At 67.6% G+C, this 25,916-nt stretch carries 24 protein-coding genes; 8 read left to right on the top strand and 16 right to left on the bottom strand.

What is annotated here, in order from left to right; all coding sequences use genetic code 11:
- Positions 1-536: 536 nt before the first annotated feature.
- The gene (locus tag TY25_RS42965; RefSeq protein ID WP_146154012.1) at positions 537-911 is read right to left on the bottom strand and encodes a hypothetical protein; all 375 of its coding nucleotides are present in this window, start codon (positions 909-911) and stop codon (positions 537-539) included.
- A 28-nt stretch (positions 912-939) separates the two neighbouring features.
- Here TY25_RS42965 and TY25_RS33110 point away from each other — a divergent pair, with 28 nt between their 5' ends.
- Positions 940-2,157: a family 2 encapsulin nanocompartment cargo protein terpene cyclase gene (locus TY25_RS33110; protein WP_042262864.1), complete on the top strand. Its 1,218-nt coding sequence runs from the start codon at positions 940-942 to the stop codon at positions 2,155-2,157.
- Between the two features lie 87 nt (positions 2,158-2,244).
- On the opposite strand, the gene TY25_RS42100 is transcribed toward TY25_RS33110, so the two are convergent.
- The 3 genes from TY25_RS42100 to TY25_RS33095 all read right to left on the bottom strand — a co-directional run bounded on the left by TY25_RS42100 (position 2,245) and on the right by TY25_RS33095 (position 4,193).
- Positions 2,245-2,901: a TetR/AcrR family transcriptional regulator gene (locus TY25_RS42100; RefSeq protein ID WP_081869254.1), complete on the bottom strand. Its 657-nt coding sequence runs from the start codon at positions 2,899-2,901 to the stop codon at positions 2,245-2,247.
- Positions 2,902-3,136: 235 nt separating this feature from the next.
- The gene (locus TY25_RS33100) at positions 3,137-3,694 is read right to left on the bottom strand and encodes a QsdR family transcriptional regulator (RefSeq protein WP_052383361.1); all 558 of its coding nucleotides are present in this window, start codon (positions 3,692-3,694) and stop codon (positions 3,137-3,139) included.
- A 73-nt stretch (positions 3,695-3,767) separates the two neighbouring features.
- Entirely contained in the window at positions 3,768-4,193 is a 426-nt protein-coding gene (locus TY25_RS33095) for a hypothetical protein (RefSeq protein WP_042262858.1), read from the bottom strand.
- 186 nt (positions 4,194-4,379) lie between these two features.
- Between TY25_RS33095 and TY25_RS40945 the strand changes: the two genes are divergently transcribed.
- Positions 4,380-5,144 carry an alpha/beta fold hydrolase gene (locus TY25_RS40945; RefSeq protein WP_052383360.1) on the top strand — a complete coding sequence of 255 codons (765 nt, stop codon included), beginning with the start codon at positions 4,380-4,382 and terminating at the stop codon, positions 5,142-5,144.
- 60 nt (positions 5,145-5,204) lie between these two features.
- Positions 5,205-6,911, top strand: coding sequence for a dihydroxy-acid dehydratase (gene ilvD / locus TY25_RS33085; protein WP_042262856.1), 1,707 nt, complete (start codon positions 5,205-5,207; stop codon positions 6,909-6,911).
- A 45-nt stretch (positions 6,912-6,956) separates the two neighbouring features.
- Here ilvD and TY25_RS33080 read toward each other — a convergent pair whose 3' ends face one another.
- Together TY25_RS33080 and TY25_RS33075 are read right to left on the bottom strand one after the other, a co-directional pair.
- Entirely contained in the window at positions 6,957-8,279 is a 1,323-nt protein-coding gene (locus TY25_RS33080; RefSeq protein ID WP_052383359.1) for a phosphatase PAP2 family protein, read from the bottom strand.
- A 79-nt stretch (positions 8,280-8,358) separates the two neighbouring features.
- Complete coding sequence (locus TY25_RS33075) at positions 8,359-9,612, bottom strand: NADH:flavin oxidoreductase/NADH oxidase family protein (RefSeq protein ID WP_042262854.1); 1,254 nt, start codon at positions 9,610-9,612, stop codon at positions 8,359-8,361.
- A gap of 145 nt (positions 9,613-9,757) precedes the next feature.
- On the opposite strand from TY25_RS33075, the gene TY25_RS33070 reads away from it, so the two are divergent.
- The 3 genes from TY25_RS33070 (at position 9,758) to TY25_RS33060 (ending at position 13,010) form a co-directional block, all read left to right on the top strand.
- Entirely contained in the window at positions 9,758-10,333 is a 576-nt protein-coding gene (locus TY25_RS33070) for a TetR/AcrR family transcriptional regulator (protein ID WP_042262851.1), read from the top strand.
- A gap of 68 nt (positions 10,334-10,401) precedes the next feature.
- Positions 10,402-12,423: an MMPL family transporter gene (locus tag TY25_RS33065; RefSeq protein WP_042263075.1), complete on the top strand. Its 2,022-nt coding sequence runs from the start codon at positions 10,402-10,404 to the stop codon at positions 12,421-12,423.
- Positions 12,423-13,010, top strand: coding sequence for a hypothetical protein (locus TY25_RS33060; protein ID WP_042262849.1), 588 nt, complete (start codon positions 12,423-12,425; stop codon positions 13,008-13,010). Before TY25_RS33065 ends, TY25_RS33060 begins: the two co-directional genes overlap by 1 nt.
- 4 nt (positions 13,011-13,014) lie before the next feature.
- Here the strand turns inward: TY25_RS33060 and TY25_RS33055 are convergent, their stop codons facing one another.
- The 4 genes from TY25_RS33055 to TY25_RS33040 all read right to left on the bottom strand — a co-directional run bounded on the left by TY25_RS33055 (position 13,015) and on the right by TY25_RS33040 (position 16,588).
- Positions 13,015-13,479, bottom strand: a complete 465-nt coding sequence (locus TY25_RS33055; RefSeq protein WP_052383358.1) for an NUDIX hydrolase — start codon at positions 13,477-13,479, stop codon at positions 13,015-13,017.
- 52 nt (positions 13,480-13,531) lie between these two features.
- Positions 13,532-14,233: an NUDIX hydrolase gene (locus tag TY25_RS33050; RefSeq protein ID WP_052383357.1), complete on the bottom strand. Its 702-nt coding sequence runs from the start codon at positions 14,231-14,233 to the stop codon at positions 13,532-13,534.
- Positions 14,234-14,276: 43 nt separating this feature from the next.
- Complete coding sequence (locus TY25_RS33045) at positions 14,277-16,001, bottom strand: DUF3556 domain-containing protein (RefSeq protein WP_042262843.1); 1,725 nt, start codon at positions 15,999-16,001, stop codon at positions 14,277-14,279.
- Positions 16,002-16,168: 167 nt separating this feature from the next.
- Positions 16,169-16,588 carry a pyridoxamine 5'-phosphate oxidase family protein gene (locus TY25_RS33040; protein ID WP_172595785.1) on the bottom strand — a complete coding sequence of 140 codons (420 nt, stop codon included), beginning with the start codon at positions 16,586-16,588 and terminating at the stop codon, positions 16,169-16,171.
- A gap of 302 nt (positions 16,589-16,890) precedes the next feature.
- Between TY25_RS33040 and TY25_RS33035 the strand changes: the two genes are divergently transcribed.
- Complete coding sequence (locus TY25_RS33035; protein WP_029893104.1) at positions 16,891-17,409, top strand: lytic polysaccharide monooxygenase auxiliary activity family 9 protein; 519 nt, start codon at positions 16,891-16,893, stop codon at positions 17,407-17,409.
- Positions 17,410-17,413: 4 nt separating this feature from the next.
- Here the strand turns inward: TY25_RS33035 and TY25_RS33030 are convergent, their stop codons facing one another.
- The 6 genes from TY25_RS33030 to TY25_RS33005 are packed head-to-tail and all read right to left on the bottom strand — an operon-like array spanning position 17,414 to position 24,202.
- Positions 17,414-18,469, bottom strand: coding sequence for an N-acetylglucosamine kinase (locus tag TY25_RS33030; protein ID WP_042263068.1), 1,056 nt, complete (start codon positions 18,467-18,469; stop codon positions 17,414-17,416).
- Between the two features lie 44 nt (positions 18,470-18,513).
- Complete coding sequence (locus tag TY25_RS33025; protein ID WP_088606914.1) at positions 18,514-19,803, bottom strand: 6-phospho-beta-glucosidase; 1,290 nt, start codon at positions 19,801-19,803, stop codon at positions 18,514-18,516.
- Positions 19,803-20,693 (bottom strand): carbohydrate ABC transporter permease, encoded by an 891-nt coding sequence (locus TY25_RS33020; RefSeq protein WP_042262841.1) that lies wholly within the window; start codon positions 20,691-20,693, stop codon positions 19,803-19,805. The genes TY25_RS33025 and TY25_RS33020 overlap by 1 nt, the downstream gene beginning before the upstream one ends.
- Before the next feature lie 3 nt (positions 20,694-20,696).
- The gene (locus tag TY25_RS33015) at positions 20,697-21,653 is read right to left on the bottom strand and encodes a carbohydrate ABC transporter permease (RefSeq protein WP_042262839.1); all 957 of its coding nucleotides are present in this window, start codon (positions 21,651-21,653) and stop codon (positions 20,697-20,699) included.
- 7 nt (positions 21,654-21,660) lie between these two features.
- A complete protein-coding gene (locus tag TY25_RS33010) occupies positions 21,661-22,995 on the bottom strand; it encodes an extracellular solute-binding protein (protein WP_042262837.1) in 1,335 nt (444 codons plus the stop codon).
- 22 nt (positions 22,996-23,017) lie between these two features.
- A complete protein-coding gene (locus TY25_RS33005) occupies positions 23,018-24,202 on the bottom strand; it encodes an ROK family transcriptional regulator (protein ID WP_226887407.1) in 1,185 nt (394 codons plus the stop codon).
- A gap of 225 nt (positions 24,203-24,427) precedes the next feature.
- Between TY25_RS33005 and TY25_RS33000 the strand changes: the two genes are divergently transcribed.
- Entirely contained in the window at positions 24,428-25,837 is a 1,410-nt protein-coding gene (locus tag TY25_RS33000) for a metallophosphoesterase (RefSeq protein WP_052383356.1), read from the top strand.
- Positions 25,838-25,916 lie beyond the last annotated feature (79 nt).

The raw sequence follows: 25,916 nt of genomic DNA, 5'->3' as shown, positions 1-25,916 counted from the left end.
TTCGAAGAAGGGGGTTCCGTTCTTCGAAATGGGAGCTTACCGAGATGGATATTTCCGAGTGGTTACATATTGCTACGGCGAAGTTTCCGGATAAAAATAACGACCGGTATTTGTGATCCGGTACGACCGGGATGCCCGTCTTGTGTGCATTGTGGCAAAAGCGCTGATGCTCAGTGGGTTTGACGGTGTGTCCGGGCGGGTTGCCGACGAGGGGCGGTCGCTGTCCCGGCCCATGGGTACGAGTCTGTTCGTCGGCATCGATTCGCGCCCTGAATAGATCGTCGAATTGAGTTTCTGTCCTTGTGAGTCTTCGAAATTTCCCGCCCGTTGTTTATGAAATGGGCGGTCGTATAAGCCGGATCGGGAGCGCGGCAATCACGACGTAATCGTCGATTTGTAGGAACCGCGAGCCTGGTCTGTGGCGGGAAGGGCACTCGGGGACTCGATCGAACGACGGCTGGGTCGGACACTGGTCGCCTTGTCGCTGAGACATGCATGCGATAGTGTCTCGGCTGGGACATGAGGGTGATGGTGTCTCACGTGCAGGTCGGTTGAGTGGCGGGTGCTGCGCCGCCGACCGCCTGCACCACGTGGAGGAACTGGGGAAGGGGAGTCTCATGCGGAGGAAGTTTGTGACGTCGGTTGTCGCGGCGGCCGTCGGGGGTGTCGCGCCGGTGCCGTCGATACTTCGTGAATTCCTCTGACGACCGAGGAATCTTGGCACTACCCTTGGTGGCAGCGAACGGCTCCAGCGCGAACAGGATCGTGACAGGCCCGATTCCGGTGCGAACCCGGGTGGGCCACCATTCGAGTGAGTTCTCCCGATGACGAGGAACCACGATGGCCGCATGGGTCTGGTAGATGAGTCGGCCCAGGCGGGCAATTGATGTACCGATCGAAAACGCTTCCATCCGTGACAGTGTTCGGGAGGACAACGTGATGCGCCGACCTCAATCGCAATTCGCCACCCCGTCCGGATTGGGGACCTCGGCGTTCCGAATCCCGGGTGCGGTGTTGCCGGCCGCCGTCGAAGCCGACGAAAACGCCTACGTCGCTTGCACTCTCGCCGACCCGCCATCGATTCCCTTGGTGGAGCGCGGAATCGGTAACACCCTATTGCGCCCGGAACACGTTCGCCATGACACCTGCGCGCCGCTGCCGTATATCGAGCGGGAGTGGGGCGACGGTTCGCATTCGCCGCTGTATTGTCCGGCGACCGCGCGGATCGATGAGGAGCTGGGCGCTGAGGTCAATCGGCGGCTGGTGGCGTGGGCCGAAGGCGTCGGTATCCACGAGGGTCGCATGGACAAGTTCCGCGACACCGGGTTCGGGCGGTTGGCGATGCTCACCCATCCCGACAGCGACGACCCGGACCTGCTGCTCGTCGCGGCGCAGATGAATGCCGCGTGGTGGGCGGCCGACGACTACTACGCCGACGAGACGCCGCTGGGCGCGACCCCGACGGAACTGCCGCCGCGGCTGGCGCTGGTGATGTCGGCGATGGACCCGCCGCCGGATGCGGGACGCTTCACCGAACAGCTCGACGAGGCGGTGGCCGCCGATCCTGTTCTCGTGGCGCTGAAGTCGGCCACCGCGCACCTGTCCCGGCACGCGACGCCGTCCCAGGTGATGCGCGCGTGTAACACCACGTTCCAGATGTACGTGAGCTGGACCGCCTATGCGGCGTGGCGCTATCTCGAAACACCGCCGCCCGCATGGCGTTACCTCGCGGCGCGCCAGCACGACAGCTTCTACACCTCGATGACGCTCATCGACGTCGTCGGGGGCTACGAACTCACCGGAAACCTTTTCTACGCACCACTTTTCCACCGCACGCTGATGCAGGCGGGAACGGCGTCGGTGCTCGTCAACGATCTCTATTCGGCCGAAAAAGAGGCGGCCGACGAACTTCCGGACTCCAACCTGGTCCTGCTGATCCAGGCCGAGGAGAACTGTTCGCTCGACGACGCGATCGAACGCACCGTCGCCCTGCACAACGATTTCGTCCGCGGATTCGAGATCAGCCAGCGCGAGCTCGCCGCGATCCCGTCCCCCGAACTGCATCGGTTCCTGCGGGGCGCGCAGGCATGGATGGCCGGTGGCTTCGAATGGCACAGCGCGAGTAGTCGTTACAAGCACGACCCGACTGAACAGTAGGCACAGCGAAGGATGCACGCGCCGGGGAGGTGCGTGCTCGTGAGACAACGGCAGTAGAGTGTCTCGCCATGGAACATGCTCGGTGAATCACGAGGGTATGGACTGCTCGAGCAGGGCTCGTATTCCTGGATCGATGAATTCGAGCATCCAGGTGGATAAGGTCGACATGGCGAGTTCGGGTTTGTTACCAACTCGCCAGTGTGCAGCATATTCGCAAGCGCCGTGCACGGCATGGACAAGCACTTCGATCCGGTCTCGATCGATTTCCCGGCCCGCGGCTTGTGCGGCGAGGGCGAGGAGATCGGCCATTTCGTGACGGGTCCGATCGCGAATTTCGGCTACCCTTCGGTCCAATTCGGGATCGCCACTTCCGGTCATCACGAAATTCAAGACGGCGGGGTCGCTGTCGGCGTGCTCGAACATGGTGGATATCGCGGCGCGCAGAGCCGCCATCAGGTCGCCGTTCTCGCCGCTTTCGACGATGGATGAGCTGATTCGCACGCGGAGTTCATCGGCGGCGTTCTCGAAAACGCGAAGATATAGCTCGGCTTTCGAGCCGGCCAGGTCGTACACGATCGGACGCGATACCCCTGCGGTTCGGACGATGTCCTCCATCGTCGTCTTTCCGTAGCCTTTCTCCGTGAACAGCTGGGTCGCAATAGCCAGAATCTGCTGGTCCCGGACTGCTCGCGGGACCTTTCCCTTCGGATAGCTCGCCGCTTCGTGTAATGGATCGGGACTCATTCCGCTGCCTTCCACGACTGGTTACATGATGTAGGTTACACACTGTAGGTAAATAGCCGGATATTCGCTATTCTGAAGGTGGAGGTTATCGCAGACAGTGTGCGTGACTTTCGGTGACAGTCGATCCGCGGCCGAATGTTTCACCTTGGTCGCGATCGGCGTGTCGATGTGGTTGACAATTTGCCGCTCTGGCGAGGTCGGCGGGGAATCCCGCCGGAGCGGCAAATGTCGACCGCTAGCGGAGCAGCCGGCTGATGATGATCGCCGCGGCGGTATTGTCCGCGGGCTCGCCGGTGATGTAGTCGCGATAGTAAAAGGATTCGCTGACCCGGACGATCGCATAGGCGAGGGTGTGTACATCGATATCGGCGGGCTCACCGATTTCGGCGATGATCAACTCAGCGACGGCGTCGATGAATCGTTCCTGGACCACACCGTGTTTCGAGGTCAGTACGCGCAACGCCACGTCGGTGTGTTCGGCCAGAAAGGTCCGCATCGATGAGCGGGTAGCGCTGGTCTGCATCAAGCCCTGCACCGTGTCCGCGATGCCGGCGGCGCCCCTGCCCCGATTCTTCTTCCGCAGTTTCGCGAGATCCGCGGCGGCGTGCCGCCAGACGACCTCGCCGAGGAGCCGGTCGCGATCGCGATAATGGCGATACAGCGTCGCACGACTCACTCCGGTGACGGTCGCCAGTTTGCGGACATCGATCCAGCCCTCGCTGACGAACATCTCCGAAGCGGCGATCAGTACCGGATCGTCGGGCGCGAGCGCCTCCGCTTCGTGCAACACCATGGGCAAAGTGTCGCACACAAGGCCGGCGACGTCGCACGACTCGGCGACGGTCGCGCGCCGGGCGAAGCCGGGGCTAGCTGGATTGCCTTGCGTCCGTTGCCCGCAACTCGTCCGCCACGGAGACGAGCAGATCCATCGATTCGGTGGAGAGTCCCGCGGTGGTCCGCAGCAGCCGCTGGACACCCGGGGTGAGCAGACGGGCAACCACCGCCCTGTCGCCCGGTGCCATCGGCGACGCCCCGACCTCGAAATAGTCCTCGTGCACGCCGAAGAACGTCACCAGCGCGGCGACCAGGGACGGCGCGGGATTGCGGCGCAGGCCGCGCCGCAGCTGCGACATATACGGCTCCGAGACTTGCTCGCCCGCCGCGACCAGTCGCCGGGTCAGCTCCCGGTTCGACAGCGGTGCACCGTGTTCGCGGGCCCACCGTTGGAACAGTGCTGCCAACTGCGCGGCGAAGCCAACGCCTGCCGCAACCTGGTTCTGTAATCCGTGCATGACGAAAGCCCCCCGCTTGATGAAACATGCCGCAGTCAGTGTCTCACGTGCGACACGTTTTGTCGAGTGTCTCAACCTCGGCGATGCTCACCGATAGGGGGGTCGGTGCAGGTAATCCGGTTTTCGGCAGGGCAGTCGATCGGTACTCTCGTCCAGGATTCGACCGGACGTGACAAGGAGTAACAGGTGCCCATCGCGCGCAGTAACGGACACAAGATCGCCTTCGAGGTGGTCGGCGACGGTCCGCCGGTGGTGTTGCATCCGGGCATGTTCCAGGTCGGGGCGCACTGGGCGACGGCGGGATACACCTCGGTCCTCGCGGCCGGCCACACCGTGATCACCATGGATCCGCTGGGCCTCGGCGCGAGCGATGCGCCCGGCGACACGGCCGACTACGCGCTGGCGCGACGGGTCGACTACATCACCGCCGTGCTCGACGAGGTCGGCGCGGACCGTGCGGCCTTCTGGGGCTACTCGCTGGGCGCGCTGACCGGTTACGCCGTGGCCGTGCACGCTCCCGAGCGGCTCACCCGGCTGGTCGCGGGCGCGTTCGACCCGATCGACGGGTTCGGCTCGGCGCTCGCGCTGATGCGCGGTCAGCTCGGGCTGCCCGACGACGCGGACCTGTACCCCCTGATCGAGCAGGGTTCGCTGGCCGATCCCGGTCTCGCGGCGGTGATCGAGGCGGCGGACCCGGCGGCGCTGCGCGCCAACTACACCGCGTTCTCCCGGGAGCCCGGCCTGAAGGACCGGCTCGCGGAGTCGGACGTGCCGATGCTCATGTACGCGGGCACCGAGGACATCTGGTTCGAGCCGATGCGGACCTTCGCCGCCCAGACCGGCACGCCGTTCTGGGCGCTGCCCGCGCACGACCACGTGGCGTGCTGGAACAACGCGGCCGAGGTGCTGAGCCAGGTGACGCCCTTCCTGGCCGGAGATCGCCGAGTCTGACCAGCTCGTCCGGGCGTGCCCGGCGCGGGATCGGCGCCGGGCGGAGGATGATGGACCATCGTGCCCACTGATCCGAACACGCCCGATATCAAGCCCCGCAGCCGCGACGTCACCGACGGCCTCGAGAAAACCGCCGCGCGCGGCATGCTGCGCGCGGTCGGCATGGGGGACGCGGACTGGGGGAAATCCCAGATCGGCGTCGCCTCCTCGTGGAACGAGATCACGCCGTGCAACCTCTCGCTGGACCGGCTGGCCAAGGCGAGCAAGGAAGGCGTCTTCGCGGGCGGCGGCTACCCGATGGAGTTCGGCACCATCTCGGTGTCCGACGGTATCTCGATGGGCCACGAGGGCATGCACTTCTCGCTGGTGTCACGGGAGGTGATCGCCGACAGTGTCGAGACGGTGATGCAGGCCGAGCGCCTCGACGGTTCGGTATTGCTGGCCGGCTGTGACAAATCGCTGCCCGGCATGCTGATGGCGGCCGCGCGCCTGAATCTTGCGAGCGTGTTCCTGTACGCGGGCTCGATCCTGCCCGGTATCGCCAAGCTGTCCGACGGCAGCGAGCGCGAGGTGACGATCATCGACGCGTTCGAGGCGGTCGGCGCGTGCTCGCGCGGGCTGATGAGCCGCGCCGACGTGGACGCCATCGAACGGGCCATCTGCCCGGGCGAGGGGGCGTGCGGCGGGATGTACACCGCGAACACCATGGCCAGTGCCGCCGAGGCGATGGGCATGTCGCTGCCCGGCAGTGCCGCCCCGCCCGCGACCGACCGGCGCCGCGACGGCTACGCGCGGCGCAGCGGGGAAGCGGTCGTGGAGTTGCTCCGGCGCGGTATCACCACCGCCGACATTCTCACCAAGGAGGCGTTCGAGAACGCGATCGCCGTGGTGATGGCGTTCGGCGGTTCCACCAATGCCGTGCTGCATCTGCTGGCGATCGCGCACGACGCGCGGGTCGAGCTGACCCTGGCGGATTTCGCCCGGGTCGGCCGCCGGGTGCCGCATCTGGCCGACGTGAAACCGTTCGGCAAGCATGTGATGACCGACGTGGACCGCATCGGCGGTGTGCCGGTGATGATGAAGGCGTTGCTGGATGCCGGTCTGCTGCACGGGGATTGCCTCACCGTGACCGGCCGGACGGTCGCGCAGAATCTGGCCGAGATCGCGCCGCCGGACCCGGACGGCAAGGTGGTGCGGGCGATGCGCGCCCCGATCCACCCGACCGGCGGCATCACCATCCTGCACGGCTCGCTCGCGCCCGGCGGCGCCGTGGTGAAGTCGGCAGGTTTCGACTCTGACGTATTCACCGGCACGGCAAGGGTTTTCGACCGCGAGCGGGCCGCGATGGACGCGCTCGAGGACGGCACAATCACCGCGGGCGACGTGGTGGTCATCCGCTACGAGGGGCCCAAGGGCGGGCCGGGCATGCGCGAGATGCTCGCCATCACCGCCGCGATCAAGGGTGCGGGGCTCGGCAAGGACGTGCTGCTGCTCACCGACGGTCGATTCTCCGGCGGTACCACCGGTTTGTGTGTGGGCCACGTCGCGCCGGAGGCGGTGGACGGCGGACCGATCGCGTACGTCCGGGACGGGGATCGGATCCGCCTCGATGTCGGCGCGGGCACGCTCGATCTGCTGGTCGACGCCGCGGACCTCGAACAGCGCCAGGTCGGCTGGGAACCGTTGCCGCCCCGCTATACCCGCGGTGTGCTCGCCAAGTACTCGAAGCTGGTCGGGTCGGCGTCGTTCGGCGCGGTCTGCGACTGAGGCGTCGCGCTCGGCGCGGAAGTACCGCGCCGAGCGTCCCGCGGCTCAGCGAATAACGTTCTCCGCCAGCTGTTCTCGATCGCGGGCGAACCAGGTCGAATAGAACGTGTACACCACCGCGGCGAACGCGGCGAGGACGGTCAGACCGAACGGGACCGGGTGCGTCGCCATCGGCAGGGCCAGATAGCGGATACACAGCAGCAGCACCGTGAAGGTGCCGACGCCCAACGCGACCATGCGCACGCGGTACCGGTCCCAGCCGCGATCCGGTTCGCGCAGCACCGATTCGACGGTCAGGCACAGCGTCGCACCGATGATCAGATCGATGCCGTAGTGCGCGCCGAGGCCCAGGGTCGCGATCAGCGTGCACACCAGCCAGAAGGTGCCGCCCCAGCGCAGCCAGCGCGGGCCGCGGCGCGAGTGGATGAACAGCGACAGCGCCCACGCCGTGTGCAGTGACGGCATGCAGTTGCGCGGCGTGATCCCGTCGAACGGCATGGACCCGACCGAAGCGGGCACCGGCGGCACGACATCGGGCCAGACGTTCGCCAATTCCATGCCGTGGCCCCAGGATCCGAACGCGAGGATCGGTCCGACGACGGGGAACACCACATAGAAGATCGGCCCGATCAACCCGAGCGCCAAGAAGGTGCGCACCAGATGGTGCCGCGGCCACGCGCCGGTGGTCACCCCGCGCAACTGCCAGATGGCGACGACGATGGCCGCGGCGGGCAGCTCGAAGTACACCCAGCGCACGATGCCGAGCGGGATCGGGCCTGCCACGTCGAGAGCGTGGCCGACCAACCAGGACGGGCTGCCGAGCGCCCGATCCGCAAGTTGCACATAGGGATCGAGCACCTGCGGGCAGGCCCACGCGGTGACGTCCAGCCAGATCTCGCCGACCTTGGTCGCGAGGATGAGCAGCGCGCCGAGCGCGATGGTGCGCAGAGCGACCTGTCGCGTCGCGCCGGTCCACCGCCAGGCGGCGATGACCGCGAGCGCGGTGAGCACGATGGTCGGGCCGTTGCCGACCGTGAAGGCGCGGCCCTCGACCGCCCGGATGAGCACGAACACCACATCGATGCCGACCGCCGCGGCGAGCGCGTTGAGCCGGACCCGGGTCGCGACGCCGACGAGCGCGAGCAGGAAACCGGCCCACGGTGTGGTCGCCGATTTCGGCCTGCCGACGTAGTCCCACGCCAGGCTGGTCAGCGGGCCCAGCGCGTTGATGTGCACGGCCACGACCTGGCCCAGGACCAGCACGAGCGCCGCGGCGGCCAGCGCGCACCAGACCAGCGCCGGTCGCAGCCGGCGCGGCGCGAGCTGCTCGGTGTCGGGCGAGGCTCGTTGCGGGTCGTGAATAAGCATTCGGACATCGTAAACACGATGTGAACATGGCTACGCAGGCCGGTTAACAGCCGCCGCGCATTGTCAGGTTCGGCCCGGCTCAGCCGCGCTTGCTGCGGAAGGCGTCGAGCCCGTTGCGGCTCAACATCGTGACGGTGGTCTTCCACCACGGCCGGGCCGGGTCGGGGTCGTTGCCCGCGCCCAGCAGGTGCAGTTGGTCGGTGTGCCACTGCAGGTCCAGGGCGCCGTCGAAGGAGCGCAGGCTGCCGACCTTGGCGAGCCGGCCACGCACTCCGATCGGCACCGTGCGCAGTCGATCGTCGCGTTCGGTGATCAGTCCGGTGGCCGCGTCCGGGGTCAGGCAGGTGGGGCGGCCGAGCCCGATCACGTCACAGTCCGCGGCCGCGAGCGCCGCCACCATGACCGACCGGGAACGGAAGCCACCGGTGACCGCGATCGGCACGCCGGCCGCCGCGGTGCGCACGGTCTGCGCGTAGTCGAGGAAATAGGCCTCGCGGGCGCGGGTGCTGTCGGAGCGAGTGTCGTTGCGTCCCATCATCGCCGGGGACTCGTAACTACCGCCGCTGATCTCGATCAGGTCCAGGTGTTCGTGCGCCAATTGCTCGACCACCGCCCGCGACTCGTCCTCGGTGAAGCCGCCGCGCTGAAAGTCCGCCGAGTTCAGCTTGATACCGACCGCGAAGCCCGGGCTCACGGCGGATCGGATGCGCCGCACCACCTCGAGCACGAACCGGCGCCGCCGCTCGGCATCGCCACCCCAGCGATCGGTGCGCTGGTTGGCCAGGGGCGAGAGGAACTGCGAGACGAGATAGCCGTGCGCGCCGTGGATTTGGACGCCGTCGAAGCCCGCGGTCTCCGCGATCTGCGCGGTGGTGGCGTAGCGATCGATGATCGCCTCGATTTCGGCGTCGGTGAGTGCGCGCGGCGTCGGCATGCCGGGGATCTTCGGTGCGATCGCCGACGGCGCCACCGGCCGGGTGCGGGTGGCGAGTGGATTCGCCTGTCTGCCCGGATGATTGAGCTGCATCCAGATGGGCGCCCCGCCGTCTTTGGTGGCCTTCGCCCAGCGGCTCAGGCCGTCCAGGTCGCGGTCGTCGTCGATCACCACGTTGCCCGGCTCACCCAGATGCCCGCGATCGACCATCACGTTGCCCGTGACGACCAGCCCGAAACCGCCTGTGCCCCAGCGGGTGTAGAGGCGTTCGAGGCGCTGGCCGGGACTGCCGCCCGGATCGGCCAGGCCCTCGCTGAGTGCCGATTTCATCAGCCGGTTGGGCAGCACCTGGCCGCACGGCAGGGTGAGTTGATCGGACAGAGTCACGGTGGCGGGCATGGGCGGTCCTTTGGTAGCCGTAACTGGGTGTAATAGCCATCACGGTAGTAGTATGGTCGTACTACCGCAAGGCCCTCGGATACCGCCGGACATGTCCTAGGCTGGGTATCGGAGCTGGAACCCAGAAGAGATCAGGAGGTCCGCGGTGACCATCCGTCCACGCGAGCGGCTGATCGCGGGCACGATCGACTTGATCAGACGTCGCGGAGTCGCGGGCACCGGCATCACCGAACTGGTGACCTACAGCAATACCGCGCGCCGCTCGATCTATCAGAATTTCCCGCGCGGGAAACAAGAACTGGTCGAGGAAGCCACCCGGGCGGCGGGCAAGATCATGGCGGCCGGCATCGCCGCGAACGCGGGCAAGGGCAGCGCGTCGGTCCGGCTTGCCGCGTTCGTGAAGATGTGGAAGGAACTGCTCGTCACCTCGGACTTCACCGCGGGCTGCCCGGTCGTCGCCGCGGCACTGGCCGGATCGGAGGTGCCCGCGGCCCCGGCCATCGCCGCCGAGTCCTTCGCCGCGTGGGAGGGCCTGCTCACCGATCAGCTGGCCGCCGAGGGCATCGCGGACGAACCCGCCGCGTCGTTGGCGACCATGACCGTCGCCGCGATCGAGGGCGCGGTCATCATGGCGATCGCGGGTCGCACGGTCACCCCGCTGGATCGGGTGGCCGCCCAGCTCGACCGGCTGCTGGCCCTCGAACCCCGCGCGCCGCGGTGATCATGCCCACCCGCTCGCGTGGGTAGCGAGCGCGCCGGGCCCGGTTCTGCCATCGTGTGGTGATGCGCATGTGGGATCGGTTCGCGGCCGTCGTCACCGCCGGCAAATCATGGGTGCTGCTGCTCGCGCTCGTTGCCGTGTCGTTCGGCGTGATCGGTGGAATCGGCGACAACGACGCCGCCGGGCAGGCTCCGAACTCGTTGCCCGGCAGCGCGGAATCGGCCCGCGTCAAAGAACTGCTCACCCAGTTTCCCGACGCGGGAACTGCGCCCGCGGTCGTCGTGGTGACCCGCACCGACGGCGCGGAACTGCGCCCCGAAGATCTGGCGGGCCTGCGCGCGAAGCTGGGGGAGCCGCTCGTCGCGCCTGACCGGAAGGCCGCGATCGGACGGGTACCGGTCGATTCGACGTTGAGCGGATTCGCGCTCACCGATCGCATCGAGGAACTGCGCGACGACGTCAAGGCGGCGCAACCAGCCGAGCTGCGTATCCAGGTGACCGGCGGTCCCGCGTTCGGCGGTGACATCGCCGATTCCTTCGCCGGCGCGAACATCACCCTGCTCGCGGTGACCGCGGCCGTCGTCGCGTTGCTGCTCGTCGCCACCTATCGATCGCCCGTGCTCTGGCTGGTGCCCTTGCTCGTCGTCGGTTCGGCGGACCGGGTCGCCGCCGCCGTCGGCACCGGACTGGCACGGTGGACCGGGCTGGCCTTCGACGGTTCGACCTCGGGCATCACCAGCGTGCTGGTCTTCGGCGCCGGGACGAACTATGCGCTGCTGCTGGTTTCGCGCTACCGCGACGAGTTGCATCGGCATCCCGATCATCGGACCGCGCTCCGGCACGCGGTGCGCCACGCCGGGCCCGCGATCCTGGCCAGCAATGTCACCGTCGTCGCCGCGCTGCTGACGCTGCTGCTCGCCTCGCTGCCCAACACGCGCAGTCTGGGTGTGGGTGCGGCGGCCGGGCTGCTGGTCGCCCTGCTGTTCGTGCTCGTCGCGCTGCCCGCGGCGCTCGCGCTCTGCGGACGGAATGTGTTCTGGCCGTTCGTGCCCCGCGCCGACGACCGGGTCGCGGCGGAAACGGGGATCTGGCATGCGATCGCGGCGCGGGTGGTGCACAGGCCGGTTTTGGTGGCGGGTGCGGCGCTGGTCGCGCTCGGCGCGTGCGCGGCGGGGCTGATCGGTGCCGATGTCGGGCTTTCCCAGACGGATCAGTTCCGCGTCCGCGCCGAATCCGTCGAGGGGTTCGACACACTGGCTGCGCATTTCCCAGCCGGGGCGGCGAATCCGACCACCGTGCTCGCCCGCAGCGATTCGGCTACCGCGGTGGAACAGACTCTGCGCGCCGTGCCCGGGGTCACCGACGCGCGGCCCACCGGGACGTCGCCGACCGGTCTGACCCGCTTCTCGGTCGTGCTGAACGCCGAACCCGGTTCACCGCAAGCCTTCTCGACCATCGAGGCGATGCGCGGTGAGCTGGCCGACGTGCCCGGCGCGCTGGTCGGCGGTGGCGACGCGGAGGGGCTGGACACCCGCACGGCCGCCGAACACGATCAGCGCGTGGTGATTCCGACGATCCTGGCCATCGTGTCGGTGATCCTGCTGGCCCTGTTGCGGGCGGTGCCCGCCGCGGTGCTGCTGGTGGGCGTCTCGGTGCTGAGCGCACTGGCGGCGCTGGGACTCGGCGCGTGGATCAGCCTGCACCTCTTGGGCTTTCCGGCGCTGGACACCAGTGCGCCGCTGTACGCCTTCCTGTTCCTCGTGGCCCTCGGCATCGACTACACCATCTTCCTGGTCACCCGGGCGCAGGAGGAGACGCCCGAGCACGGCAGCACCCAGGGCATCGTCCGCGCGGTCGCCGCCACCGGCTCGGTCATCACCAGCGCGGGCATCGTCCTGGCCGCCGTCTTCTGCGTCCTGGGCGTCCTGCCGCTGATCATCCTCACCCAGCTGGGCATCATCGTCGGCCTGGGCATCCTGCTCGACACCTTCCTGGTCCGAACCGTAGTGATCCCAGCCCTTTTCAGCATCGTCGGCCCCAAAATCTGGTGGCCCAACCCCCTCTCCCGAACGCCGCAGGAAACGCCGTAATGCCCGACGTAGTCGCGCACAGCGCGTTCCGCGGGCGGCAAGCCCACGAAATCCTCGACACATTGCGCCTTTTCGAGCGATGGCAGGACTTCGGCACCCCCGTCCTCGTCGGCGCGGTGGCCTACGAATTGGCGATAGCGCCGGATATCGATGTCGAAATCTATTGCGACAGCCCGCGAATCGAACACGGATTCGCCGTACTGCGGGACTGCGCCCGCGTCGAAGGAGTGCGCAATGCGCGTTTCGGCAACCATCTCGACGATCCGGACGAGGGTTTGTATTGGCGTCTCGGCTACCGCAGGTCCGACGGAACCGACTGGAAAATTGATATGTGGGCACTGCGCCGCGACCATCCGGGACCCTGCGCCGCGCACCTCGTCGCGCCGCTGCGGGCCGCGCTCACACCGCGAACGCGACGCACGATCCTCGAACTGAAATCACAGGTCCACACCGGCGTCATCACGGAGCAGCGTTCCATCGATATCTACCGGGCCGTCCTCGACGGTGGAATCAGTGCTGGCGCAGACCTTTCCGCCTGGGTCCGGGACAACCCCCGCGAACCGCTCACGTTCTGGCGGCCACGCTGAGAGGTTATCTGGCGTCGCCGATGAGGGAGGGTTCGGGCCAGCCGTAGACGCCGAAGTTTTCGCCGCGGCGGTAGAGGTCCAGGCCGGCGCGGGTGCTCTGGATGGTGTTGCCGGGGAGTTCGTCGAGGGGGAACCAGCGCAGCTCCGAGCAGGAGTCGGGTTCGCGGTTGCAGGGTTCGCCAGACCAGGTCCGGGCGCGGAAGACGAACACGATCCGGGTCTGGCCGGGCGGGTGCTGGATGTGGATCGAGGCGACCAGGTCGACGTCGTCCCGCTCCACCTGGACGCCGATCTCCTCGTCGGCCTCGCGAATGATGGCGGTCAGCACATCCTCGCCCTCGTCGAGCTTGCCGCCCGGGGCGTTCCACTGCCCGTCGGCGAACCCGGTGTTGCGCCGGCGCGCGAGCAGTACCCGCCCGTTCTCGATCAGCAGTAGTTGCACGCCGACGATGGTGCGGAAGATGGTCACCAGGCCTCCTGATCGGGTATGGGCACCGAGCATGCCATGTCCGGCACGTTCGCTAGTGCTGGGTCCAGTCCGGTTGGGTGAAGTGGGAGACGCGCGCACTGTCGTGGTCCCGCCCGAGCAGGATGATCTCGCGGAACTGCCAGAGCAAGGCGCCGGTGGGCGCGTGGATCGTCATATCGGCCCCCAGCCGCATCTGCAGCAGGCGCACCTCATCGGGTGCGGCGACCGGCTCGGATTCGTCGCGCAGTTCCGGTTGCGGGACCGCTTGCTGCCGCGACACCCAGTGCGGCACGTCGTCGGCGGCGAGCCGGTCGAGGTTCACCAGGTGCACCGAATGCACCTCGCTCGGGTTCGGGGTCAGCTCGGCGGCGTCGGGCAGCGCCGCGATGAACGGCGTGATCACAAAACCGGAGGAGGCGGGGAAGTCATCGAGCAGACCGACCAGATCGGTGGACGCGGCCGTCATGCCGAGTTCCTCGTGCAGCTCCCGCAGGACGGCCTGTTCGGCGGTCTCGCCCGGATCGATCCGGCCGCCGGGCAGTCCCCACTGTCCCGCGTTGCGCCCCTGGTAGGCCCGCCGGATGACGATCACCGCGGGGGAGCCGTCGGCCTGCCCGACCACGCACAGCAGGACCGCGGCGCGGCGCAGACCCGGCTCGTCGGGCACCTCGGTCCGGACGAACCGACGCAACCGGGTGCGGGCGAGGACGCGGAATTCGTCGACGCTCTCGGGCAGGAACGGTCCGGGAGTCATGCCTTCGATCTTGCCGCACGCCGGCCATAATCGTTCGCCGAGTTCACTTTCCCGGCCCGACGTGCACCGGCACGTCGTCGGCCCAGGGCTGACGGGTGACCATGTCGGCGACGTGGACCACGCCGTGCTCGAACTCGCCGGTGGCGGCGTCGACGAGCCGATAGGCCTGGGTGCGCTTGTGGATCGGCTGAGCGTCCAGCAGCACCACCCGGACCTCGCCGGGTTCGAAGTGGCAGCGCTGCTGCAGCGCGGCGATGAGCTGCTCGTTGTGCATGTGCCCGTCGCCGAAGTTCCAGCCGACGGCGGTGCTGCAGATCCGTTCACCGTCGGTGAGGACGTATTCGTCCTCGTGTCCCGCGGGCATCGCCCGGTGCACCAGCGTGAACAGCGCGCGTCCGTGGGTGTTCATGGCGCGGAAGGCGTATCCCATGTACATCGGGACCTCCGCGCGGTCCTTCCCGTAGAACCGTTCCAGTTGAGCCTGCGGCATGGCGGCGATCGCGACGATGTGCCGGCTGATCTTCGCCGCCGCGGACGGCTTGACGCACCACATCGTGGTATCCCAGTTGCCCGCGTAATACCGCATGCCGGGCAGGAAGGAAATCTTGCGCGGGAACAGGTTTCCGGCGACGACGATGCCCGCGATCACCACGAACAGCACCGCCACCGGCACCGGCCGGGTGAGCGCGGCCAGGCCGAGATCGGCGTGCGCCACGAACAGCACCAGCACCCCGAAGATCATGAAGACGTTCCACTCCAGCGGCACGCCCATCGGCACCGCCGTCAGGATGGCCAGGTGGAACCCGATCATGAGGATCGCGGCCACCGCCGTCACCGGACCGCCGTGCGAAAAGAACAGCACGACCGGCACACTCATCTCGACGACGGTGCCGCCGTGCGCGAACAGCCGGGAGAGGCGCCCGGGCCGCAGATCGTCCGGGAAGTTCTCGAAGAACCTGCGTTTGAGCGATTTACGCCGGAACACCGGGCTGTTCGACATCATCGTGGACACCACGAACGGGAAGTGCTTGTTCAGCTTCGAGGTCGCGGCGCCCATCCAGATCACCACGAAAACCACCTTCGCGGCGACGATCGGATCGGCGGCCGTGAACAAGAAGGCGACCGTCAGCGTGCCGTACACCTCGCCGCGGGCCGCCAGGAATATCACCTTGTCGCGCAACCCGATTGCGGCGAGCAGTCCGAGGATCACCGCTATCTCCCATACGGGCAGCAACCCGACGGAGGTGCTCAACTCCGGCACCGGTCCGGTGCCGTCGGAGCACAGCGCGACCGAAACCGCCACCAGCAGTGCCGCATACAGCGCGATATCGATGATCGTGCGATCGGTGCCCGTGGTGAACGGCACTTTGCCGGGCCAGGGCGGCAGCCGAATCGTCTTGGGCCGCAACCAATACAGGATCGAACCGAGCGGCGGGAAGAATCTGTTGTTCAGCGGCCCGAACCCGCAACCGAGCCCGACCACCTCGAACAAAAGGGTGTAGAGCACCACCTTCTGGAAGACGATCGGCTCCGACCACCAGTCGCCCACCGCGATGAATCCGTCGATGCCCGCGGTGCTCAGCACGATCAGCCAGCCGCCGAGCAGGTAGAGGAAAATCTTGCCGACATAGAACAGGTGCAGTGCGACCGGAGTGCCGAATCCCACTTCGGCCCAATGCCGGGCCATCGGCCGAATCCGTTCGCCGCGTGTGCCTTTACGCCATTGCGGCAGATCGACCACTGGCAGGTCGGGCTCGAGAAAACCCATCAGCACGCTCCGCTCGACAACGCCGGGGCCCACCGGATCAGGACCTCGCGGTCCCTGGATACGTTGGCAGTTGCGACATTTGCTGTCAATCAACTGCCCGGGCAGGTGCACCCACCGGGACAGTTGATTGACATCGACACGGCTCGTGTGGTGGCCGCGGGGATGCGCTACTCCTTGGCGTAGTCCGTGCTCAGCCACTTCTCCGGGCGCAGGCTGACCAGTAGCGAGGATTCGGAGAGGTTCTGCTCGGCGAAGGCCTTGCCCTCGTCGGGGCCGAGGTAGCGCACGGCGATGGCCAGCACGTCGTCCACGGTGGCGCGCTCGATGCTGGTCACCGTGCCCTCCACGGTGACGTACCGGTACGGCGGCTGCTCCACCTGCGCGGTCAGCGAGAACCGCCCCGCGGCCCGGATCAGGCGCTCTTTCACCGAGCCGTTGTCGGTCCAGATCTTCACCTCGCCACCCGGCTCGTACCCGTACCAGATCGGCACCGCGAGCGGCGCGCGATCGGCGCGTTCGATCGCGATCACCCCCACGTGCAACTCGGCCAGGAACTTCTCGCGTTCATCGCTGGTCATCTTCGCCATCGGGAATCCTTTCGGTCGGTGGACTTCCCCACGACGAACCTTGCGACATCGCGATCTATTCCGAGTGCCGGAAGATCGAAATCGGCTATTGCATAATGAGCAATGAAACGGAAATGATCTTCGGCTGAATCGCGGTGAATACCGTTCGGCTCGAGTCTATTTCGTTATTCCCGGTCCCCAGTTGCCTCCCCACTCCTGTGCACTCGACCAATTATATGGCGGCGCTTTAAGGTTCGAATACCTACCGCATCGAGCCGAATATTCGGCCGACTATTGCCCATTCCGGGCACAGGGAGTCACCCATGTTCAACAGAAGAATGCTGTCCATCGTCACGGCGGCAGGTCTGGCACCGTTCGTCGTCGCCGTGCTGCCCGCGGGGCCTGCCAACGCGCACGGCTATATTTCCTCGCCTGCCAGCCGGCAGGCGCAGTGCGCGCAGAACCAATTGCCCTGCGGGCCGATCAAATGGGAGCCGCAGAGCGTCGAGGGCCCCAAGGGACAGCGCAATTGCAGCGCCGGTGACCGGCGCTGGGCCGACCTCGACGACGACAGCAAGCCGTGGAAGGTCCACCAGGTCGGCAGCACGGTGACCTTCACCTGGACCTTCACCGCCCGGCACCGGACCACGAACTACGAGTACTGGATCGGGAACACCAAGGTCGCCGACATCAGTGGCAACAATCGGCCGCCGGGTGCGACCGAAACGCACACCGTGAATCTCGGCAGTTTCACCGGTAAGCAGAAGCTGCGCAGCGTATGGAATATCGCCGATACTCCGAACGCTTTCTACTCCTGCGTCGATCTGCAGATCGGCCGGTAACGGCTCAGGCCAACTGACCCATCTCGCTGGCGAACCCGGACCGGCCCTCCGGCGGCTCCTGCGCAGCCGGATACGCAGCGCGGAGCCGCCGCTGCGCCGCCGGGCTCGCCGCGAGATGGTCCAGCCCGAGCAGCGCCGCGCCGAGAACCGGTGGGGCGACGACGATTCGAGGTTCCGCCAGGGGTGCGGCGGCGGCCAGCCGAGCCCGCACGTTGTCGATCAGCAACGGCTGCCGCGCGGCCAGCACACCACCGCCGAGCACCACGGGCGTCGGTTCGTCGAGTAGTTCGAGCTTGCGCAGGGCGACGAGGGCCAGGCGGGTGATCTCGTCGGCTTGCCGATCGATCAGCCGCAGCGCGGTCGGGTCACCTGCTTCGGCGGTGGTGAACAGCACCCGGACCAGCTCGTGCAGCCGGTGTTCGGCCAGCTGACCGAGGTGGATCGCCTCGGCGACCGCGTTGGCTCCGGCCATCCCGAAATATGCGCCGATGGCGGCGGACAGCGCCGTCGGCTCGCCCCGGCCGTCCTCGGCCCGCGCGGCGTACCACATTGCGGCGGCGGCCATTCCGCCGCCGCCACCCCAGTCTCCGGTGAGCACGCCGAGCGCCGGGAAGCGCGCGGTCCGGCCGTCCGGCCGCAGCCCGGCGCAGTTGATTCCGGCGCCGCAGACCACCGCGACGCCGCAGGGGCCGTCGGTACCGGCACGCAGCAGGCCGAAGGTGTCGTTGGCGACGCCCACCGAGAGCCCCCACGGCCTGCCCGCGATGGCGGCGTGGAAGCGTCGCTCCTCGATGGGCAGGTCGACATTGGCCATGCAGGCGCTCACCCGGGTGGTGAGCACGCCCGCGCGGGTGAGCCCGGCCTGTTCGGCCACCGCGTCGACCAGCGGAGTGAGCCCCGCGATCGCCTGCTCGGCGCCGTCCCGATAGGGCTGATAGCCGCCGCCGCGTGCCGCGGCGAGGACCGTCCCGTCGAGCGCGACCAGGGCGACGTCGGTCTTGCTGTTGCCCGCGTCGATCGCGAGGACGCCCGGAACCTGCTCGTTCTGTGGGAGTTTCATCAAACGCTTCCCCCGCCAGCAGTGCACGGTGTTGGTCGGCATGGTCACGCCCAGCTCAGGTGCGCGCGGTTGTGCGCGATCAGCCGGTCGGTGAGCTGCTCGGCCAATTCGAACTGGCCGACCAGCGGATGGGCCAGCAGCGCGTCGAAGACGAGTTCGCGCCCGCCTTCGACGGCGGCCCGCAACGCCAGTTGTTCGTAGGCGGTGACGTGCGCGATCAGCCCGCCGAAACGCGGCTCGAGCGGCGGCTGCGGCAGCGGACGGACTCCCGCCGCGTCCACCCGCGCGGGTACCTCGAGCACCGCGTCGTCGGGCAGCGACGGCAGGGTGCCGTCGTTGCGGGTGTTGACCACCTGCACGGCCGCGCCCGCGCCGGTGCCGAGCAGCGCGGCGATCAGCTGCACTGCGGCCTCGGAATAGAAAGCGCCACCGCGTTTTCCGAGCAGTTCGGGTTTGGTGTCCAACGCCGGGTCGGCGTACATGGTGAGCAACTGCCGTTCCAGTTCGGCCACCTCGGCGGCCCGGGAACCCTTCGCGCGCAACTCCTCGACGACCGTATCGTGCTGATAGAAATACCGCAGGTAGTACGACGGAACGACGCCGAGGTGCCGCAGCAGCTCGACCGGCAGCCGGGTATCGGCCGCGATCTCGGCGCCGAAATCGGCGAGCAGTTTGGGTAGTGCCTCGTAACCTGTTGCCGCGCCGGGGCTGTCGAGCACGGTGACGCCGCGCTCCCAGGTGAGGTGATTGAGGCCGACGTGGTCGAGCCGGACCAGCTCCGGCTCGACACCCAAGTGCCGGGCGAACTTTCGCTGGAAATCGATGGCCACGTTGCACAGGCCGACCGCCTTGTGCCCGGCGGTCTGCAACGCCCGGGTGACGATCCCGACCGGGTTGGTGAAATCGATGATCCAGGCGTCCGGATTGGCCCGGCGAATCTGTTCGGCGAGTTCGAGCACCACCGGGACCGTGCGCAGCGCCTTGGCCAGACCGCCCGCGCCGGTGGTTTCCTGTCCGACACAACCGCATTCGAGCGGCCAGGTCTCGTCGTCGTTGCGCGCGGCCTGCCCGCCGACGCGCAACTGGAGCAGCACGGCATCGGCACCGTCGGCGCCTGCCGCGACGGACGAGGCGGTGGACACCCGGACCGGATTGCCCTGCTTCGCGAACATCCGGCGGGCCAGCCCGGCGATCAGCGCCAGCCGTCGTGCCGCCGGGTCGATCAGCACGATCTCGTCGATCGGCAGGGTGTCGCGCAGTCGTGCGAACCCGTCGATCAGCTCGGGTGTGTAGGTGGAACCGCCGCCGACGACGGCCAATTTCAGTGCGGGCATCAGCCTTTCACCCCTGTCAGTGTCACGCCTTCGATGAAAGCCTTCTGCGCGAAGAAGAAGATGATGATCACCGGTGCCATCACCAGTACGGTGGCGGCCATGGTGAGATTCCAATTGGTGTGGTGTGCGGCCTTGAAGGACTCCAGCCCATAGCTGAGCGTCCACGCGCCGGGGTTCTCGCTGGCATAGATCTGCGGACCGAAATAGTCGTTCCAGCAATAGAAGAACTGGAACAGCGTGACCGCCGCGATGGCGGGCCGCGCCATCGGCAGCACGATACGCAACAGAATGCGTAGTTCACCGCAGCCGTCGATGCGCGCGGCCTCGAGATAGTCGTCGGGAATGGTCAGCAGGAACTGGCGCAGCAGGAATATCGAGAACGCCTCGCCGAAGGCCAGCGGAATGATCAACGGCCACAGCGAGCCGGTGAGATGGAACTGCTTGGACCACACCAGATACATCGGGATGACGGTGACCTGCGGGGGCAGCATCATCATCGAGATGACCGCCATCAACGCCAGATTGCGGCCGCGGAACCGGAATTTCGCGAGCGCGTAGGCCGCCGGAATGCTCGACAGCAGGGTCAACGCGGTGCCCGCGCCGGCGTACAGCAGCGTGTTGCGCCACCAGCCGAGGAAGCCGGGCGTCTGCCACACCTCGACGTAGTTGCGCCACTGCCACTGCGCGGGCCACAGCTCCGAGGTGAGGGCCTGTCGATCCGTCATCACCGAGGTGAGGAAGACGAAGACGAACGGCAGGATGAACAGCAGCGCGACGGCGATCGCGAGCGAGTGCAGCGCCACCCAATTCAGGACACCTTTGCGGCGTGCGCCTCTGGCCTCGATCGGATCGGCGCGCACGGGCACCGGCAGCGTCGTGGTCATGGTCATGGCTCAGTCCTCCTGCAGGAAGCCGGATCTGCGCCGCAGCAGCAGCGAGGTGAAGGCCATCGACAGGCCGAACAGGATCACCGCGACCACGCACGCCGAGCCGATGTCGAAGCGCTGGAACCCCAGGTTGTAGACCATCTGCGGCAGCGTCCAGGTGGAGCCGTGCGGGTAGCCGGGCTCGAACGGCTCACCGGCACTGCCGATCTTGCCGCTGGCCACCTTCCCGGCGACGATGGCCTGGGTGTAGTACTGCATGGTCTGGATCACCCCGGTCACCACCGCGAACAGGATGATCGGCGTGATGTTGGGCAGTGTGACGTACCGGAACCGGTGCCACGGCCCCGCGCCGTCCAGTTCCGCCGCCTCGTACTGCTCGCGGGAGACGTCGAGCAGCGCGGCGGTGAAGATGACCATCAGATCGCCGATGCCCCACAGCGCGAGCATGGTCAACGCGGGCTTGGACCAGGTGGGATCGGTGAACCACCCCGGTTGCGGCAGGCCGATACTCCCGAGCAGGTGGTTGACCGGCCCGGTGCCGGGGTTGAGCAGGAACGCGAACGCCATCGTCGCGGCCACCGGCGGCGCCAGATACGGCAGGTAGAGCACCGTACGCAGCAACCCCGCCCCGGTCTTGAGCTTGGTGACCAGCAGGCCGATCCCGAGCCCGAAAATCACGCGCAGCGAGACCATGACCACGATCAGCCACAGCGTGTTGCCGAGCCCTTTCCAGAAGTACGGGTACTTGTCCAGGACGTAGTTCCAGTTCTTCAGGCCCGCGAATGTCGGCGCGGCGAAGCCGTCGTACCGCATGAACGAGAAGTAGACCGTGGACAGCAGCGGGTAGGCGAAGAAGCAGGCGAAGCCGATCAACGCGGGGGACAGGAATGCGAGGGTGCGGACAGTGTCTCTGCGGCGCTTGCGTTTCAGCGCCGCGGGGACGGTCCGGTGCCGGAGTGCCATCGCCCGGTCACTTCGCCTGGTCGATCGCCTCGTCGATCTCCTTCGCGGTCGCGGTCAAGCCCGCGCGCAGGTCGGGCTGTTTGCCCGCCTCGTACTCGTAGCCGAAGTTACGCAGCGAAAGCTGGTACGCGCCACCGTTGATGCTCGACGGGGTAGTCGACGAATGCGGGTTCTTCGCGATGTCGAGGAAGGTCTGGAAGTTGGCGTCGACCTTCAGCCGGGGTGAGCTGAGCGCGGCAAGGGTACTGGGCACGTTGTGGATGGCGTTGGCGAAGTCGACCACCGCGTCCGTGTCGGTGGTCAGGAACTTGACCAATTGCCAGGCGGCGGTTTGCTTTCGACTGGAATTGGCGACGCCGATGATGGTGCCGGTCTGATAGCCGCGCCCGTAGGTGGCGGCTTGATCGTCGGGGACCGGGAACGGCGCGGTGGCCCACTCGAAGCTCACCGGGTCGACGGCGAGCGAGGCGGTCCGCCACTCGCCGTCGAAGGACATCGCCACCTGGCCGGTGTGGAAGGGGTTGTTGGCGCTGAACTCGTCACCGAAACCGGTGCGGTACTTCTCCAGCTTGTCGAAGCCGCCGAGCGCCGCGATCATCCGCTTCTGCCACTCGAACATCGCGGCCACCCTGGGATCGGTGGCGATGTTGGACTTGCCGTCGGGTCCGAAGTAGTCCGCGCCGTACTGGCCCAGGTAGTGCATCACCGAGGTCTCGTAGCCGTGATAGTTCGGCATGAAGCCGAGCTGCCGGAAGGTATCCCCTTCGGGGATGGTCAATTTCACGGCGGCGGCCTCGAACTCGCTGAACGTCTTGGGCGGCGCGGTGATACCGGCGGCGGCGAACGCGGTCTTGTTGTAGAACAGGCCGTAGGTGTCACCGAGCAGCGGCAGCGCGCACTGATTGCCTTGGAACCGGGTGTATTCGAGCATCGTCGCCGGGAAGGTGGCCACGGGGTCGATGCCGTCCTTGCGCAGGAACGGCGTGAGGTCGGCCCACACCTTCGCCGAACAGAACTTGCCGACCTGGTCGGTGGTGAAGGAGGACACCACATCCGGCGCCTCCGGGCCGCCCGCCCGCAGCGCCTGTTCGCTCTTGTCGTCGGCGATGTTGCCGACCACCTTCACGTCGATGTTGGGGTGCAGTTTCTCGAACGCGGCGACATTGGCCTCGATGGCCTGTACCTCGTTGTCCTGGCTCCAGCCGTGCCAGAAGGTGATGGTCACGTCCTTGCCCTCGGCCGAACCATCGTCGCCGCCACCGGAATTGGTGCCGGTACAGGCGCTGACCAGCAGGGCGACGGTGGTGCATGCGGTGAGCGCTGCGAGTGTTGTTCTGCGCATGTGACGGTACTCCTGGCGTCGATCAATGAGTCGAGAAGACGGCGTCTCTCGTAGTGGCCAAGGCGCGCTGGAGCGCTCCGTGCAGCACCGGCGAGCCCGGCACGGTGCTGGCGCGCACCTCGGTGCGCGGCATGGTGAGTTCATCGAGTGCGTCCTGCACGAGCGCGCGCAGCCGTTCGCCGCCCGCGCTCGGCATCGCACCGGCCAGGATCAGCACCTCCGGGTCGACGACCGAGACGATGCTGGCGAGGCCGAGCGCGAGCCGGTCGGCGAGTTCACGCAGGAAGGCGTCGCCGGCGTCCGGCGTCTCCAGCGCCTCGGCCACGACCAGTGCGGCGGTCGGCGCCGTGAGTCCGTGCCGGCGGGCGAGTGCCAGCACACCGGGTGCCCCGGCGAGTTTCTGGAATCCGCCCGAGTTCTTCCGGCGGACGTCGTGCACCACCGGCGCGCCGGGCAGCGGCATGTAGCCGACTTCGCCTGCGCCGCTGTGGAAACCGCGATGCAGCCGACCGGCGATCACGATCGCCGCGCCGACGCCCTCGCCGGTCCAGAGCAGCGCGAAATCCTCGCACCCCTGCGCCGCGCCGTGCGCCTGTTCGGCCATGGCGGCGAGGTTCACGTCGTTCTCGATCGAGACCGTCGTGCCGATCGCGGCTTCCAGTTCGGCGACGAGCCTGGGGGAGTGCCAGCCCGGCAGGTGGGTGGCGTAGCGCAGCTTCCCGGTGGCGGGGTCGAGCGCGCCGCCGATCCCGATCACCACCTCGCGCACCGCGTCCGCGGCGAGTCCGGCCAGTCCGATCGTCTCGGCGACGGCCTCGGCCACCTTCGTGAGTGTCTGCGCGGCCTGCCAGCCCTTGGTGCTGACCTCGTGCTCGGCCAGCGTGGCACCGGTGATGTCGGCGACCGCCAGACGGATCGAGGTGTTGGTGACGTCGACCCCCGCCACATATCCTGCGGCCGGATTCACCTGGTAGAGCTGCGCGTTCGGGCCCGGCCCACCCGCCGCGGTACCCACCGGCACGACCAGTCCGGCGGCCTCCAGGCGGCCGAGCAGCTGGGACGCGGTCGGCTTGGACAACCCCGTCAGCGTGCCGATCTGGGTGCGTGAGAGCGGGCCGTTGCCGAGCAGCAACTCCAGGGCGGCGCGGTCGTTGATCGCGCGCAGCAGGCTCGGCGTCCCCGCGAGGGGGTGTCGGGGATAGGTCACGCGATACACCCCATTCCGGATCCGGTGGCGACGCCTGGAAGAACTATTAGGAAAGTTTCCAATTGATGTGAGCTAGGACACTAAACCAGGCTCGACGGCATGTCAATCGGAGTGCGTGTCGAATGGCCAAGTACTGGAGGCGGACTCGTCAACTGCGCAGTCCGGGACGTTCAACTCGCGGTTATACCGTTCGGCTGTAACCGGTGCACAGCAGACGGAGATCCCATGCTCGACCCACGACTTCGGACCGCCTGGCTGGCGAATGTGGCAGTCGGCGCGGCGGCTGTGTCCGTGCGGACCCCGATCTATCTGCGGCCTGCGGCCCGGCGCACGGATTCGGTAGGCACGCACAGTGGTTCGATCATCGCGTCGGATCTGGAGGTGGTGACGGTCACCGCAGAATCGGTGATCCTCACCTGGACCACCCGCAAGCGCGACGGCGGCGGTAGGCTGCGGCCCGCCCCCGCCGACACCGAGGTACGTCTGGCCCCGGTCGACGGGCAAGGCCGGGCGCGCACCCGCTACCTCGACGCGACGCCGACTCCCTATCACTACGCCGAAGTGACCGGACTGGAGCCGGGGCGCGGCTACCGCTTCGAGGCGTACTCGAACGGCCACCGCGCCGGACCGGCTCGGACGCTGGTGACCCGCCAGTCCGGAACCCCGGAATCCACCGGTGTTTTCACGACCGCGCCGCCGCCCCCGGGGCGGCTGCTGCGCACCCTCGCGCTGGCCAACGACGTGCACTACGGCGAGCAGGTCAGCGGTCTCGTGCTCAGCGGATTGCCCACCGGCCTGCGCCACGACACCGGTCGGTATCCGGAGGTCATGCTCGATGCCCTGCTCGACGACGTGCGCAGGCCCGACCGCGCGGCCGATCACCTGATCCTGGCGGGTGACCTCACCGACAGCGGCACCCTCGAGCAGTCGCGGGGAGTCCGGGCCCGGTTGGATTCCTGGGGTGCGCTCGGCGCGGACTACTTCGTCTGCCGGGGCAACCACGACAAGCCGCAGGAGCGGCGCGGGGTACGAACCGACCACTGGGGCACCGTGTTTCACGCCCGGCAACAGCTGGTCGAGTATCGACTCGGCGGCCTGCGCCTGATCGGGCTGGACACTACCCGGCTGCGCGGGTCCGGTGGCACCATCGTCGCGCCGCAACTCGGTCGGCTCCGCGACATCCTGTCCGCCGACCCGGACTGCCCCACCGTGGTTTTCGGCCACCATCCGGTGACTTCGCATGCGGCGGTGAGCAATCCGGGCGGCCCGGGGTTCGTGCTCGACCGCGCCGACGCCGCTGCGCTGCAGGCCGTCTACCGCGCCGCACCCGGCGTGTTCTTGCAGCACAGTGGCCACACGCATCGCAACCGGGTGAACCGCCCGGATGCCGGGACCGGTGTCGAATTCCTCGAAGTCGCTGCGGTGAAGGAGTATCCGGGCGGATACATGCTGCTGCGCCTCTACACGGGCGGCTACACGCTGAACTTCTACAAGACCCGCTCGGCCGCCGCCCGCAGCTGGAGCACCCGCACCCGCCGGCAATACTTCGGGCTGCATCCCGACCACGCCCTCGGCAGCTGTGCCGACCGCAACCACGGCGCTCGCCGCGACTTCTCCGGTGTGGCCCCGCGCTGAACAGCGGATTCGCCGAGCCCGGCACACGGTGAAACACCACTGGGTATGATCCGTCGAACAGTGGTGGCGGGCATGTTCA

It is taken from the genome of Nocardia brasiliensis NBRC 14402, from assembly GCF_000308475.2.
In the GTDB taxonomy this organism is placed as follows: domain Bacteria; phylum Actinomycetota; class Actinomycetes; order Mycobacteriales; family Mycobacteriaceae; genus Nocardia; species Nocardia brasiliensis.
The sequence above is the reverse complement of the archived record's forward strand: the minus strand, read 5'-3'. Positions and strand labels throughout refer to the sequence as shown.

Coding starts and splice junctions, on each gene's coding strand:
- TY25_RS33030 (WP_042263068.1), bottom strand. CDS start 18,469: ATGAAACTCCCACAGAACGAGCAGGTTCCGGGCGTCCTCGCGATCGAC.
- TY25_RS42100 (WP_081869254.1), bottom strand. CDS start 2,901: ATGAGTCCCGATCCATTACACGAAGCGGCGAGCTATCCGAAGGGAAAG.
- TY25_RS33010 (WP_042262837.1), bottom strand. CDS start 22,995: ATGCGCAGAACAACACTCGCAGCGCTCACCGCATGCACCACCGTCGCC.
- TY25_RS33045 (WP_042262843.1), bottom strand. CDS start 16,001: ATGGGTTTTCTCGAGCCCGACCTGCCAGTGGTCGATCTGCCGCAATGG.
- TY25_RS33100 (WP_052383361.1), bottom strand. CDS start 3,694: ATGGTGTTGCACGAAGCGGAGGCGCTCGCGCCCGACGATCCGGTACTG.
- TY25_RS42965 (WP_146154012.1), bottom strand. CDS start 911: ATGGAAGCGTTTTCGATCGGTACATCAATTGCCCGCCTGGGCCGACTC.
- TY25_RS33080 (WP_052383359.1), bottom strand. CDS start 8,279: ATGCTTATTCACGACCCGCAACGAGCCTCGCCCGACACCGAGCAGCTC.
- TY25_RS33075 (WP_042262854.1), bottom strand. CDS start 9,612: ATGCCCGCCACCGTGACTCTGTCCGATCAACTCACCCTGCCGTGCGGC.
- TY25_RS33040 (WP_172595785.1), bottom strand. CDS start 16,588: ATGGCGAAGATGACCAGCGATGAACGCGAGAAGTTCCTGGCCGAGTTG.
- TY25_RS33065 (WP_042263075.1), top strand. CDS start 10,402: ATGTGGGATCGGTTCGCGGCCGTCGTCACCGCCGGCAAATCATGGGTG.
- TY25_RS33095 (WP_042262858.1), bottom strand. CDS start 4,193: ATGCACGGATTACAGAACCAGGTTGCGGCAGGCGTTGGCTTCGCCGCG.
- TY25_RS33025 (WP_088606914.1), bottom strand. CDS start 19,803: ATGCCCGCACTGAAATTGGCCGTCGTCGGCGGCGGTTCCACCTACACA.
- TY25_RS33110 (WP_042262864.1), top strand. CDS start 940: ATGCGCCGACCTCAATCGCAATTCGCCACCCCGTCCGGATTGGGGACC.
- TY25_RS33050 (WP_052383357.1), bottom strand. CDS start 14,233: ATGACTCCCGGACCGTTCCTGCCCGAGAGCGTCGACGAATTCCGCGTC.
- TY25_RS33035 (WP_029893104.1), top strand. CDS start 16,891: ATGTTCAACAGAAGAATGCTGTCCATCGTCACGGCGGCAGGTCTGGCA.
- TY25_RS33000 (WP_052383356.1), top strand. CDS start 24,428: ATGCTCGACCCACGACTTCGGACCGCCTGGCTGGCGAATGTGGCAGTC.
- TY25_RS33060 (WP_042262849.1), top strand. CDS start 12,423: ATGCCCGACGTAGTCGCGCACAGCGCGTTCCGCGGGCGGCAAGCCCAC.
- TY25_RS33020 (WP_042262841.1), bottom strand. CDS start 20,693: ATGACCATGACCACGACGCTGCCGGTGCCCGTGCGCGCCGATCCGATC.
- TY25_RS33015 (WP_042262839.1), bottom strand. CDS start 21,653: ATGGCACTCCGGCACCGGACCGTCCCCGCGGCGCTGAAACGCAAGCGC.